Annotated in this window: 9 protein-coding genes; 8 read left to right on the top strand and 1 reads right to left on the bottom strand. The window is 63.2% G+C overall.

The features are described 5' to 3' along the window. The first annotated feature begins 49 nt into the window (after positions 1–49). The 4 genes from ACI3KQ_RS10210 (at position 50) to ACI3KQ_RS10195 (ending at position 6624) form a co-directional block, all read left to right on the top strand. Positions 50–433: a tetratricopeptide repeat protein gene (locus tag ACI3KQ_RS10210; protein ID WP_404957253.1), complete on the top strand. Its 384-nt coding sequence runs from the start codon at positions 50–52 to the stop codon at positions 431–433. 259 nt (positions 434–692) lie between these two features. After that, positions 693–2276, top strand: a complete 1584-nt coding sequence (locus tag ACI3KQ_RS10205; protein ID WP_404957251.1) for a hypothetical protein — start codon at positions 693–695, stop codon at positions 2274–2276. 90 nt (positions 2277–2366) lie between these two features. Next, complete coding sequence (locus ACI3KQ_RS10200) at positions 2367–5048, top strand: TonB-dependent receptor domain-containing protein (RefSeq protein WP_404957249.1); 2682 nt, start codon at positions 2367–2369, stop codon at positions 5046–5048. A gap of 133 nt (positions 5049–5181) precedes the next feature. Next, positions 5182–6624, top strand: a complete 1443-nt coding sequence (locus ACI3KQ_RS10195; RefSeq protein WP_404957247.1) for a CHAD domain-containing protein — start codon at positions 5182–5184, stop codon at positions 6622–6624. Between the two features lie 61 nt (positions 6625–6685). On the opposite strand, the gene ACI3KQ_RS10190 is transcribed toward ACI3KQ_RS10195, so the two are convergent. Further along, the gene (locus ACI3KQ_RS10190; RefSeq protein ID WP_404957245.1) at positions 6686–7333 is read right to left on the bottom strand and encodes a prolyl hydroxylase family protein; all 648 of its coding nucleotides are present in this window, start codon (positions 7331–7333) and stop codon (positions 6686–6688) included. A gap of 181 nt (positions 7334–7514) precedes the next feature. Between ACI3KQ_RS10190 and ACI3KQ_RS10185 the strand changes: the two genes are divergently transcribed. The 4 genes from ACI3KQ_RS10185 to gspF are packed head-to-tail and all read left to right on the top strand — an operon-like array spanning position 7515 to position 13273. Continuing rightward, complete coding sequence (locus ACI3KQ_RS10185; protein WP_404957243.1) at positions 7515–8345, top strand: type II secretion system protein N; 831 nt, start codon at positions 7515–7517, stop codon at positions 8343–8345. Then, positions 8342–10537 (top strand): type II secretion system secretin GspD, encoded by a 2196-nt coding sequence (gene gspD / locus ACI3KQ_RS10180; RefSeq protein WP_404957241.1) that lies wholly within the window; start codon positions 8342–8344, stop codon positions 10535–10537. The genes ACI3KQ_RS10185 and gspD overlap by 4 nt, the downstream gene beginning before the upstream one ends. Continuing rightward, a complete protein-coding gene (gene gspE / locus ACI3KQ_RS10175; protein WP_404957239.1) occupies positions 10534–12063 on the top strand; it encodes a type II secretion system ATPase GspE in 1530 nt (509 codons plus the stop codon). The genes gspD and gspE overlap by 4 nt, the downstream gene beginning before the upstream one ends. Then, entirely contained in the window at positions 12056–13273 is a 1218-nt protein-coding gene (gene gspF / locus ACI3KQ_RS10170; RefSeq protein ID WP_404957237.1) for a type II secretion system inner membrane protein GspF, read from the top strand. Before gspE ends, gspF begins: the two co-directional genes overlap by 8 nt. Positions 13274–13281 lie beyond the last annotated feature (8 nt).

The following is a 13281-nucleotide window of genomic DNA, read 5'->3' as shown; positions in this document are numbered from 1 at the left end:
AAGTGAAATAATCCTGACTATATTAGAAAGTTTTGTCAGGAGAGATGCGATGATCAAGCTGGTGGCGGTTTTGGGGGTTGCGGTCGCATCCATGGCTCCGGCGGCGGCCTGGGCCGAAGCTGACGAAGTCGTGGTGGTCGGTGTTCCCGACGGCGGGCTGGCCGCAGCATCGCTGATGTCCCGCGACTATGAAAATGCGGCGCGCCGTCTTGCGGCTCCGCGACCGGATGAGGCGAATGATCCGGCCCGGTTGATCAATCTGGGGAATGCCTATGCGGGCCTCGGCCGTATGCAGGATGCTCATAAGGCATATCGTTCCGCGCGATTTGCGCCTGAAATGACGCTGACGCTCGCCAACGGCCAGGAATCGTCTTCGCGTGACATCGCCCGTGTCGCCATGGGGCGGTTGGAGACCAGCTACGCGATGCGTTGATCCTGCTATCGTAAATTGCTTTTGGGGGCGTCGTCCGGTGGACGGCGCCCTTTTCCATGCCAGCCCTGATTCATCGAACTGACAAAATAGTCTTCGAACTGTCATTTTACCGTCGCCAATCCGTCACGGAAGCAAAACGTGCCTGTCATCTGCCGCGCCTAGCTGCTGCACCGGAGGGCGACAGGGGGCGTTGTCCGATTCGAGATCCCCTTCGCTCCGCGTTCCAACAACAGCCGGAAAATTCCGGAGCGGAGACGACATGGCCAAGATTAATCGCATTCAAACCATATTGATGGCGGGCGTTGCCTGCGCGGCGCTAAGCGCTTGCGGGGCGGACGACATCGCTTCGCCGGGCGAAGGCGCGGTCGTTATCCCGGCGCCCACGCCGACTCCTACTCCCGGAACGCCGACCCCGACGCCGGGCGTCGTGACTCCGGCGGCGGATTGTCCGACCATCGCGGGCGCCGACCAGTTGACTGACCTTGGCACCATTTCCAATGGCACGAGCAGCTGGCGCAATTGCGGCTTCCCCGCGCGCTTCAACAGCTCGACCGCGATCCCCAAGACGGCGGGCGTGCTTTATTCCATGCCGGGTCGTGTCGATGTCGGCACCGATCAGGGCGCAGCAAGCACCAACACCGACGTAACCCTGACCATCGATCCGGGCGTGGTGATCTTCGCTGGCACCGGCAACACATTCCTGGCGGTCAATCGCGGCAACAAGATCAACGCCGTTGGCACCGCTTCCCAGCCGATCATCTTTACCAGCCGTGAAAATGTGCTGGGCACCGCGACCGATCAGTCGTCGGGCCAATGGGGCGGCGTCGTGCTGCTGGGCCGCGCGAAGATCACCGACTGTCTGGCGCCCGCCGCTGCCGCAGGCACGACGGCGTGCGAGCGTGACACGGAAGGCGCGAGCGGCGCGCTATATGGCGGCGCCAATGACGCCGACAATTCGGGCCGGATGAGCTATGTCCAGATCCGCTATTCGGGCTTTGTCCTGTCGGGCGGTAGCGAATTGCAGGGCCTGACCCCGTCAGGCGTCGGCAGCGGCACGCAGATCGACCATATCCAGGTCCACAACAGCTCCGACGATGGTATCGAAACCTTTGGCGGGACGCCGAATTTCCGTCGACTGGTCCTGACCGGCAACGAAGACGACAATTTCGATTCCGACGTCGGTTATCGCGGCACGGTGCAATATGTCATCAGCGCCCAGCGCGGCGGCAACGACATTGGCGACGGCTTCCTGGAAACCGACTCCAACGGTGGTTCGGCCGCGAATAATGGCGAGGACGCGCTGCCCCGCCAATATCTGAAGATGGCCAATTTCACCTACATCCATCGGTCGACGACGGGCAGCAATGGTTCGGCCATGCTGCTGCGCGGCGGCGCGGACCTGACGCTGGTCAACGGCCTGATCGTCGCGCCGACCAACAGCTGCCTGCGTATCGACAGCACCACCACGGTGCGCGACGCCGACCCGGCGCTGCAGGATGCTGGCAAGCCCCGCTATATTTCGGTGGCGATGCAGTGCAACGGCACGCCGTACAAGGGCAGCCGTGGCGTGGATGCGACGGCGGTCCAGTCGATTTTCGAAGCCGGTGCGAACAGCACGATCAGCTATAATCCGTCGCTGACCAGCCTGTTCATCAACGGGGCGACCGAAACCGCCCTGACGGCGACCGATCCCAAGACGATCGACGCGGCGTTCGACACCACCAACTATGTCGGCGCGGTGAAGGATAGCAGCGACAATTGGTATGCCGGTTGGACCTGCAATTCCGTAACGGCGAGCTTTGGTTCCGCCAGCGGCGACTGCACCGCCATCCCGACGACCTGATCGACTGACCTCAACAGGGGCGGGGGAGCGTTGGATCGACGCTTCCCCGCCTTGTTTGCACAAGAATTTTCCCAAGGGGGACTTTAAGCCATGTCGAAGCCGCTCAGCCTGGCGCGCATGCTCCTGATTTCAACCGCGCTGTCCGCTCCGGCGGCGATGGCGCAGACCGCGACCGATGCCGCACCGGCAGCCGGCGTTCCGACCGCATCGGAAGAAGCCGACGCACAGACCGGCAATGTGGACATTTCCGTCCCCGGTTCCGACATCATCGTGACTGGCCGCCGCACCAGCAACGTGTCGCAGGCCGCGCCGCAGGTGGTGAACGTGCTGTCCGCCGCCGACATCAAGCGCACGGGCGAAGGCGACATCGCCGGTTCGCTGCAGCGCGTGACCGGCCTGTCGGTCGTGTCCGGCGGATTTGTCTATGTTCGCGGCCTGGGCGACCGTTATTCGCTGGCGCTGCTCAACGGATCACCGCTGCCCAGCCCGGAACCGTTGAAGCGGGTCGTGCCGCTAGACCTGTTCCCGACCAGCGTCATCGCATCGACCATGGTGCAAAAGAGCTTTTCAGCGAACTTTCCCGGTGAGTTCGGCGGCGGCGTCATCAACCTGACGACCAAGGCGATCCCGGTTGAAAGCTTTCTGGAAGTCACGCTGGGCAGTTCGGCCAATACCGAAACTTCGGGCCAGCTGGGCTATACCCATTATGGCAGCAAGTCGGACTGGACCGGCTTTGACGACGGGACGCGCGACCTGCCGCCGTTGCTGAGCAATGCCATCGGCAGCGGCACGCCATTTCCGAACATGCCCCGCGCCGACTTGCGCGCCATTGCGATGCAGTTCCAGAATGCCGACACTTCGGTGGTTCAGCGCACCAACAGCCTGCCGTTCAACTTTTCCGGGTCGCTCAATGGCGGCACCGCGGTCGATGTGGGCGATGATGGGCGGTTGGGGATATTGGCCACCGCTTCCTACAGCAACAAATGGCGCACGCGCGATACGTTGCAGCAGGCGTCGCTGGATGTCGGCGCGGGTGCAGGCAGGAATAACCAGCAGATCAGCACCGAAAATGAGGTGACGGTGAACGGCCTGCTGGGCGTCGGCCTGGAACTGGGCGACCAGAAGATGCGCTGGACCAACCTGTATATCCGCGACACGTTGAAGCGGAGCGCCATCGCCATCGGCCAGAATGACGGCCAGATTCAGGGCGCGGACTATCTGACCCAGCAGACCGGCTGGTACGAACGGCAGTTGATCGACACGCAGATGGTGGGCGAGTTCAAGCTGGGCGAGGCGATCAGCCTGGATGTGCGCGGCGGCTATGCCAATTCGCAGCGGGAAGCGCCCTATGAGCGTGAGTTCGTCTATGTCCGCACCAACCGCGACCTGGCGACCGACCCGGTGGGGGATCGCTTTGTCAACGCGCTGAACCGCCAGCGCGGCGATGCTTCGATCACCTTCAGCGACCTGAATGAGGATCTATGGTCGGCGGGCTGGGATTTGAGCTATAAATTCTCACGCGATCTGTCAGCGACGATTGGCTATGCGTTCAGCGACACGAAGCGGACGTCTTCCCGCTACGAACTGCATTTCGATGCGACCAACCTGCCGGTGCCGGTGCAGCAGTTGCGCCCCGACTATCTGTTGTCGGATGCGTCGATCCAGCTGTTCGATATCAGCCTGCTGGAATTTTCGGGCAATTATCCGGTCTATGAAGCGGCGATGCGGACCCATGCGGGTTATGCTCAGGTCAAGGCGTCGGTGCTGCCGGGCGTGTCGTTCGACGCAGGGGTCAGGTATGAAAAGGGCCGACAGTCGGTCACGGGCATCGATGTCTATGACACGGGCGTGACGCCGTTCAACCAGATCCGCAAGGACTATTGGCTGCCCGCCGTGACGATTACGGTCGAAGCGGCAAAGGGATTGCAGTTCCGGGCCAGCGGGTCGAAGACCATCGCCCGCCCGCAATTCCGCGAGCTGATTGCGCAGCCCTATCTGGATACGGAATCCAACCGCTTCTATCGGGGCAACCCGTTCCTGCAGGACAGCGAATTGTGGAACGCCGACCTGCGCGCCGAATGGTATATGGGGCGTGACGAACGGCTGATTGCCGCGGCTTTCTACAAGAAGATCAAGAATCCGATCGAAACCTTTACCACGATCACCGACACCTATGCGGTGACGACGAGCTTTGCCAACGCGCCCGAAGCACAGCTATATGGCGCGGAGTTCGAGGCGCAGAAATATCTGCCGCTGGATCGGTGGACGGACTCGCCGTTCCTGCAGAGCCGCCGTATCGCGCTGATCGGCAACTATACCTATACCCAGTCGAAGCTGAAGGTGAGCGCTGGCGATACGACCATCCCTTATAGCTACACCACAGGCCCTCTGCCCGCGGCGTCGGACTATTTCCAGGATGGCGCTCCGCTGACGGGGCAGTCGGATCATCTGGTGAATTTCCAGATCGGCCTGGAGGATATGGACAGGCTGTCGCAGCAGACGCTGTTGCTGACCTATGCCAGCCCGCGTGTCACCAGCCGTGGTCCCAACCTGCAGCCCGACATCAAGGAAAAGCCCGGCCTGACGCTGGACTTCGTTGCGCGGCAGGCGGTGCTGTTGCCCGGCGGGATCAACAGCGAGTTCAAGTTCGAGGCGCGCAACATCACAGGGCGCAAGTTCCAGGAGTTCCAGGAAGCGGGAGGGAATAAGGTGTTCTACAACCGCTACAAGATCGGAACGACGATTGCGGCTTCGATGACCGTAGCCTTCTGACCTGGCGTTAGGGGCGTTAGAGGCGTGAGGAAGCGGCCGATCCGTCCAGTGCGGGTCGGCCGCTTTGCCATGTCCGGGATTCGCGCGTTCTGCTTCGCCGTGCTAGGTAGCTGCGCATGTGCGGAGCCAGGCCGTGAACCGGGAAATTGAGCTGAAGCTGGAACTGCCGCAGGAGGCCGTGGGCGCCTTTGAGCAGTCGTCGCTGATCCCCGACGGTGGCGATCGGGCTGAATTGAGCGCAATCTATTTCGATACGCCCGACCGGCAATTGCGTGACCAGGGCTATAGCCTGCGCATCCGCCGGTGCGGCGACAAGCGGGTGCAGACGGTGAAAGCCGATCATGGGGAGAGTGGCGGCGGGCTGTTCGCGCGCGGCGAATGGGAAATGCCGGTGGCGGACGACAGGCCGGTGATCGACACGCGCACGCCGCTGGCGGCGGCATTAGGCGATGCGGCGGAATCGATTGAGCCAGTCTTTCATGTCGATGTCGAACGACAGGCCTGGATATTGGAGGAACAGTCCGACCGGGTCGAAATGGTTCTGGATAAGGGCTGTGTCCGGGCGGGCGAGCGCGAGGCGTCGATCTGCGAGATCGAGCTGGAACTGAAAGCGGGCGACCCGTCCGCATTGTTCGCGATGGCGCGCCGGATCGATGCGGTCGCGCCTGTCCGGCTGGGCATCGCCGCGAAGGCCGAACGGGGTTATCGCCTGCTGGACGCCGCGCCCGTTTCGTTCAAGGCGGAACCTGTCGACCTGGAGCCGGGCAGCGACCCCGGCCAGGCTTTCAAGAGCATCGCGCGCGCCTGTGTGCGCCATTATCGGCTGAATGAAGCTCTGCTGATCGATCATTATGATCCGCATGCGCTGCATCAGGCGCGGGTCGCGATCAGGCGTCTTCGGTCGGCGATCACCCTGTTCAAGCCGATGATCGAGGCGCGGCGGGCTGTTCATTTTCAGGATGAGTTGCGCTGGCTGGCGCAGATGATGGGTGAAGCGCGTGATCTGGACGTATTGATCGCAGGGGTCGAGCCTGGCGACCTGCATGAACAGATAGAGGGCGTTCGCGAACGGGTGCATGCCGACGTGCTTGAGGCGCTGGGTTCGCGCCGTGCGCGGGCGTTGATGATTGACCTGGTGGAATGGCTGGCACTGGATGTCGTGCGGGAGTCAGGCAGGCTATCGGTGGAGGCGTTCGCGGCGGACCGGCTACAGCATTTCCACCGATGGGTGGTGAAGCATGGCCGCCACATGGCCAAATTGGATGACGAACATCGGCACGCCGTGCGCAAGAAGGCCAAGAAGCTGCGCTACGCTTCGGAATTTTTCGAGGGACTGTTCAGTGGGACGAAGAAGAATCGCAAACGTCACGCGAGCTTCATCGATGCGTTGGAGGCGCTTCAGGACAAATTGGGCGCGCTGAACGACAGGGTCAGCTGGCCGGACCTGTTAAGGCGTTACAGTATCGACATCAGCAAACAGTCAGACGCATTGGGCGGCAAGGGCAGGAAGAAGTTGATCGCCGGGGCCGCGAGGGCGCACGCCGATCTGGCGGATGCCAAGCCTTTCTGGGGTTGAGATATACAGCATCGCGCGGAAAAGTGGGAACCGGTTTTCCGGGAAAAGCGATGCGAAGGCCCTAGCCCCAGGGGCGTTCGCGATACCATTTGGTGATGATATGTTTGACGCCGCTGCGTACCTTCATGCCGTGGTGCAGGCTGGCGTCGTTGCAACGTCCGGCGTCGTTGCGATTATTCCAGGCGAGCAGCTTGCCGGTTTCGGGCTGCACCGTCTTGCCGATCTTTACAAAGCGGGTCGCGCCTCCTGCGTGCGGCTGGTTGAGATAGACCATCAGTGTCCAGGTGCGGTTGCCCGATACTGAACAGTAGCGCGGGTAATCGGCACCGTGGGGATCGAAAAAGTCGGTGTGCGCCTTGAATTCCTGACCGACCGTATAGCGTTGGCCCTGGATCGGTTCGCCATAGGCCGGGTCGATCCCGGCGAAGGCGGCCAGCCTTGCGTCGATCTGCGCCACCAAAGGGTCCGCCATATCAAGGTCGCAGGTTTCGCTGGTGCGGAAAACAGTGTCCCCGTTGGCGTCGGCGATGGCGGAAGGCCGCCGCCTGTGTTCGATCCGGTCGATCAAGGCGGCGCATTCCGAAGGAGCCAGAAAATCGCGTTGGATGAAGAGCGTCAGGTCACGGCTGGGCACACGCTGAACGCGTGGAAGGGCCGCGATCCGCGCGGGGTCTGCGTCGGGCGCCGTGGGCGGATGATCGGAAGGCATGAAGAGTCCGTCAAAAGGTGGAAATGAAGGAAAATCTGGGCCACGCTATCGTTCGACGCTGGAAAAGCAAGCATCGTCGCTGGCCATTTGCGCCCTGTCACATTCACGTCACATGACTGTCATTCAGCCGTAAGAACAAGTTTCTAGCAGGCGGGGGTAACTAGGGGGGACTAGCAGGCCGATGCGGGTGCCATTCACCGACAATATAGGGGGTTGGGGCCGCCGCCTGAAACCTGTCGACTGGTTGGCCGTGGCTGAGAAGCTGTTGCTGGCGCTTGTTGCGCTGCAATGTGCAAGGCTGGTGCTGGCCGTGCTGACGCCGGTCGGCAGCTTTGGTCCCTGGGCGGGACGGCAGGCGCAATTTCCCGGCGTCGAAGCGCGGCAGGCGCTGTTTTCCACATTTGATCCGTTCAATCGCGGTGTCCCGGCGCAAGCGGCCAATGGGGGTGTCGTCACATCCCTGGCGCTGAAGGTCTATGGCATCCGCCTGAACGAAGGATCGGGGCTTGGCTCCGCCATCGTTGCTGGCCCTGACGACGTGCAGAACAGCTATGCGATCGGGGACGAGATCATGCCGGGGGTCGTGCTGAAAGGCGTGGCGTTCGACCATATCATCATCGATCGGGGCGGGGCGGAGGAACAGGTCTTCCTGGACCAGTCGCAGCCCGCGCCTGCTGCTCCTGTCCCCGGATCGGCGGATGGTGAAGGTCCGGCCAGCGCGGCGGGGATCGACAATCCGGGCGCGGACGGCCTGAAGCGTGACATTGGGTTCACGCCCCGATTGCAAAATGGGCGCGTCACCGGACTGATCCTGTCCGCGAAGGGGCCGTCGTTCCAGAATGCCGGTTTCCAGCCCGGCGATGTCGTCACCCAGATTGATGGCCAGCCGGTGGGTTCGGCCAGTGATCTGCAGGCGTTGCAAGGCAAGATCATGCCGGGCGCGCGCATTTCCCTAACCGTAGAACGAGGCGCTGGCCTCGCTACGATCAACCTGATCCTGCAGGGCCAATGACCAGAAAACTCCTTATTTCCGCCGCGCTCGCCATGGTGCTGGCCGCGCCGATCATGCCGCCAGCCATGGCCCAGCAAACGTTGAACGTGCGGGACGCCGATATTCGCGCCTTCATCCAGGACGCAGCGCGCGTCACCGGGCGAACATTCATCATCGACAATCGCGTGCAGGGAAAAGTGTCGGTCGTGACCGACCGGCCATTGTCGAGATCGGAATATTTCGAGATTTTCCTGTCGACCCTGCGCGCCAATGGACTGGTCGCCGTGCCGGGGCCGGGTGGGGCCTACCGCATTCAGCCCGCCGATGGAGCGGCCGGACAGCCCGGCCTTGTCGGGCGGTCGAGCAGTCGCAATCAGTTCGTGACGGAAGTTTTCCGCCTGCGCTCCATCGATGCGGCCAGTGCGCTGGAAACGCTGCGGCCATTGGTCAGCAAGGATGGATCGGTGACGGCCAATCGCGCTGGCAACAGCGTCGTCGTGGCGGACTATGCCGACAATATCGGGCGCATAAGGCAGGTGATCGCGCGCATCGATCGGGACACGGCAGCGACCCAGACGGTGCTGTTGCGTAATGCGGGCGCGCGCGAGATTGCGACATCGCTTCAGGCGCTGGTGCACAGCGGCAGCGGCGAAGGGGCCGTGCGCGCCGCCACGATCGTGCCGATCGACAGCAGCAACGCCGTGGCTATCCGGGGTGACGCCGGGACCGTCACGCGGCTGGCGCAAATGGCGCGCGACCTTGACCGGCAGGCGGCGAGCGGGACCGAGATACGTGTTTATTGGCTGGAACATGCCGACGCCGAAAAATTGTTGCCGGTGTTGCAGCAACTGGTCGGGCAATCCACCAGCCAGCCGGTGACGGCGGTCGCGCCTGCGGGCGGGGATGGGGCGGCACCCGCGCCAGCCGCCGCTATCGGCGTGTCAGGTAGCGGATCGGGTGGCAACGGGATTTCCACGCGGGGGCCAGCCATTGTCACGCGCTATGAAGGTGCGAACGCCATCATCGTCGCCGCGAACAACGATGTGCAGCGCATGCTGGGCGAAACGATCCGCCAGATCGACACCCGGCGCGAGCAGGTTCTGGTGGAGGCGATCATCGTCGAGATCAGCGACGCGGCGGCCAGGAAGCTGGGCGTGCAATTCCTGATCGGCAGCACAAAGACGGGCTTTGCCGCGACCAACTATTCCAACGCATCGCCCAATTTGCTGACTATTGCAGGCGCGATCGGGGCCAATGAGCTGGGCAAGTCGACGACCACCGTCGTCAATGGCGGGGTGACGACGACCACGACCACGACCGAGAATAGCGCGCTGGCCGGGACGTTGCAGCAGGCGGCGGTCGATACCCTGATGAACGCGACCGGCGGTTTTGGCGGGGTCGCCACGCGGCTGGGCAGCAACGGCATTTTCGGCGCGATCATCAATGCGGTGAGGTCGGATACGGACAGCAATATCCTGTCCACGCCGTCCGTCATGACGATGGACAACCAGAAGGCGTCGATCCTGGTCGGGCAGCAGGTGCCGATCACCACCGGCGAGGCGCTGTCGCAGAATTTCGATAATCAGTTCCGAACGGTCCAGCGGCAGGATGTCGGCATCAAGCTGGAGGTGAAGCCGCAGATCAATACGGGCGGCGCGATCAAGCTGTTCCTGCATCAGGAAGTGTCCAGCGTCGCCGGGCCGGTCAGCAACAATAATAGCGACCTCATCATCAACAAGCGCGAAATCGAAACGATGGTGACGGTGGACGATGGCGAGATATTGGCGCTGGGCGGGTTGCTGGACGACAATGAGCGCAAGACGATCGAGCGTATCCCGCTGCTGTCCGACATTCCGGGGCTGGGCGAGCTGTTCAAGTCGCGCAGCAAGAGCCGGACGAAAACAAACCTGATGGTGTTTATCCGTCCGACGATCCTGCGGTCAAAGGAGGATGCGCAAAAGCTGACGCAGCAGCGCTACGGCTATGTCCGGGGCATGCAGTTGGCGCGCAACCCGGATGCCGAACCGGGCATCGATGAATTGGTGCGCGACTATATGGGCGCGACCCCGCCGGCTCCGATGCAGCCGGGCGATGCGGTGGTGGAGCCTGCCGCGGCGGCTGCTGCCCCGGCGCAAGTGATCGAGCCGACGATGCGGCAGTCGAGCGGCGTGGTGCGGCCGGTGGATATTCCGGCAAGTGGGGGGCAGCGGTGAGCGAAGCCGAAACCGACATCAACGCCGCGCCGCGCGCTGTCGACATACCCTATGTCTTTGCGCGCAAACATGGCGTGGTGATGCTGCCGCCTGAAGGCGATCGGCTGACCATAGCGGTGCGCGAAGGGAGCGATCCGCGCGTGCTGCTGGAGGTGCGGCGGCATCTGGCGCGCAGCTTTGACGTGCGCTTTGTCGATGGACCGCAGTTCGATCGGCACCTGTCCGACCATTATGCGATGGAAGGAAGCGCCGCCGCCATGGCAGGGTCGCTGGACGTCGGCGCGGACGAACTGGACATATTGGCGGCGGATATTCCGACGGCGGACGACTTGCTAGACAGCGCGGACGATGCGCCCGCCATCCGCCTGATCAACGGCATCATCGCCGAAGCGGCGCGGCAGGGTGTTTCGGACATTCATATCGAGCCATATGAAACGGGGCTGATCGTGCGGATGCGCGTCGATGGCGTGCTGCGCGAAACGTTGCGCATGCCGCCGCATGTCGCGCCGGTGGTCGTCAGCCGCATCAAGGTCATGGCCCGGCTGGACATTGCCGAGCGGCGCGTGCCGCAGGATGGCCGCATTGGCCTGACGCTGGGCGGCAAGCTGTTGGACGTGCGCGTGTCGACCCTGCCCAGCAGGGCGGGCGAGCGGGTGGTGCTGCGTATCCTGGACAAGGAAAATGTGGGCATGAACCTGGACCTGCTGGGCATGGCGGGGGCGGCGGACCGGATTTTTCGCGAGGGACTGCAAGAACCGAATGGCATCATCCTGGTTACCGGGCCGACCGGGTCGGGGAAGACGACGACGCTTTATGCCGGGCTGCGCACGCTGAATGATGGGTCGCGCAACATATTGACGGTCGAGGACCCGGTTGAATATGCGATGGAGGGCGTTGGCCAGACGCAGGTGAATGCGAAGGTCGGGCTGACGTTCGCGGCGGGCTTGCGCGCCATTCTGCGGCAGGACCCCGACGTGGTGATGGTGGGCGAAATCCGCGACCGTGAGACGGCGGAGATCGCTGTGCAGGCTTCGTTGACGGGCCATCTGGTGCTGTCGACCGTGCACACGAACGATGCGGTGGGTGCGATCACGCGGATGCGGGACATGCGGGTCGAACCGTTCCTGCTGGCGTCGACCCTGCGCGCTGTCGTCGCCCAGCGGCTGGTGCGGCGGCTGTGCCAGCATTGCCGGGAGCCGGTGCAGGCGGACAAGTCGGCCAGCGCGCTGCTTGGTTTCGACCCCGGAACGATCATCTATCGCGCGCGCGGATGCGACGAGTGCAACGGCACGGGCTACAAGGGCCGGATCGGCGTGTTCGAGGCGATCCGTGTGGATGACACCATCCGCCGCCTGATCAACGATGGCGGCGATGAATCGCTGATCGCGCGCCATGCTTTCCTGAACGCGCCCAATCTGGGTTCGGCGGCGCGGGCTTTGGTGCGCGATGGGCAGACCACGGCGGAAGAAGCGATCCGGGTGTCGCGTCGCGACGCCGCCGAGGTGGAAACCATCGGCGATGGCTGAATATGATTATATCGCCATCGATCCGGCGGGGAAGGAACGCAAGGGATCGGTCAAGGCGGCGACGATCGACGACGCCCGCGCGCGGCTGGATGCGCGCAAGCTGTTCGTCGTACGGCTGGAAGCGGGCGCCGCAGAGGTTGCGCGCAAGCGGGCCGGGCTGTCGCTGCGCGCGCCCCGGCTGTCGGGGAAAGAATTGACGCTGTTCACCCGGCAACTGGCGACGCTGATCGAAGTCAGTCCGCTGGAAGAGGCGCTGCGCACCATCGGGCGGCAGAGCGAACATGGGCATGTCCAGGCCATTGTGAGCAAGGTGCATTCCGGCGTGATGGAGGGCCGAAGGCTGGCCGACGCGCTGGGTGCGGAGCCACGGAGCTTTCCGCCGCTGTATCGCGCGATGATTTCGGCGGGCGAGAGTTCTGGCAGCCTGCCTATCATCATGGAACGGCTGTCCGACTTGATGGAACGGCAGGCGGTCATCCGGTCGAAGGTGCTGACGGCCATCGCCTATCCCAGCGTGCTGGCGGTTTTCGCAGTCGCCGTTGTCGCGGCGCTGATGATCTTTGTCGTGCCCAAGGTCGTGGAGCAATTCGATACGGTCGGGCAGGACCTGCCGTTGCTGACGCGGATGGTGATGGGGCTTTCGGCTTTTCTGGCCGGTTACTGGTGGCTGCTTGCGATATTGATGGTCCTTGGCGCGGTCGGGTTCTGGCGGGCGTTGAAGGTAGAGGGCTTTCGCTATCGGTTCGATGGCATGATGCTGCGGCTGCCTTTGCTGGGCCGCTTGATCCGTGACCTGCATGCCGCTCGGATGGCGCGGACATTGTCGACGATGGTGGCGAGCCGACTTCCCCTGATGGAGGGGTTGGTGCTGACCACGCAGACGGTGCACAACCGGGTGCTGCGGCAGGCGTCGGAGGAGATTGTCGAGTCCATTCGCGGTGGCGGGAGCCTGTCGGCGGCGCTGCGGCGGGCGGGGGTATTCCCGCCGTTGCTGGTCTATCTGGCCGCGAGTGGCGAGAGCGCCGGGCGGCTGGACACGATGCTGGAACGCGCGGCCGATTATCTGGAGCGGGAGTTTGACAGTTTCACGTCCGCCGCGCTGGCCATGTTGGAACCCGTCATCATCATATTGATGGGCGGCATTGTCGCCGTCATCATCCTGTCCATCCTGCTGCCCATCCTGCAATTGCAGAGCCTTACGGGGGCCTGAAGGAGTTT

Origin of the sequence: Sphingobium sp. ZW T5_29 (genome assembly GCF_044987515.1) — a bacterium.
Taxonomy (GTDB): Bacteria; Pseudomonadota; Alphaproteobacteria; order Sphingomonadales; family Sphingomonadaceae; genus Sphingobium.
The sequence above is the reverse complement of the archived record's forward strand: the minus strand, read 5'-3'. Positions and strand labels throughout refer to the sequence as shown.

Bases quoted from the DNA above. Each gene is read 5' to 3' on its own strand.
- ACI3KQ_RS10190 (WP_404957245.1), bottom strand. From the start codon at position 7,333: ATGCCTTCCGATCATCCGCCCACGGCGCCCGACGCAGACCCCGCGCGG.
- gspD (WP_404957241.1), top strand. From the start codon at position 8,342: ATGACCAGAAAACTCCTTATTTCCGCCGCGCTCGCCATGGTGCTGGCC.
- ACI3KQ_RS10205 (WP_404957251.1), top strand. From the start codon at position 693: ATGGCCAAGATTAATCGCATTCAAACCATATTGATGGCGGGCGTTGCC.
- ACI3KQ_RS10200 (WP_404957249.1), top strand. From the start codon at position 2,367: ATGTCGAAGCCGCTCAGCCTGGCGCGCATGCTCCTGATTTCAACCGCG.
- ACI3KQ_RS10185 (WP_404957243.1), top strand. From the start codon at position 7,515: ATGCGGGTGCCATTCACCGACAATATAGGGGGTTGGGGCCGCCGCCTG.
- ACI3KQ_RS10210 (WP_404957253.1), top strand. From the start codon at position 50: ATGATCAAGCTGGTGGCGGTTTTGGGGGTTGCGGTCGCATCCATGGCT.
- gspF (WP_404957237.1), top strand. From the start codon at position 12,056: ATGGCTGAATATGATTATATCGCCATCGATCCGGCGGGGAAGGAACGC.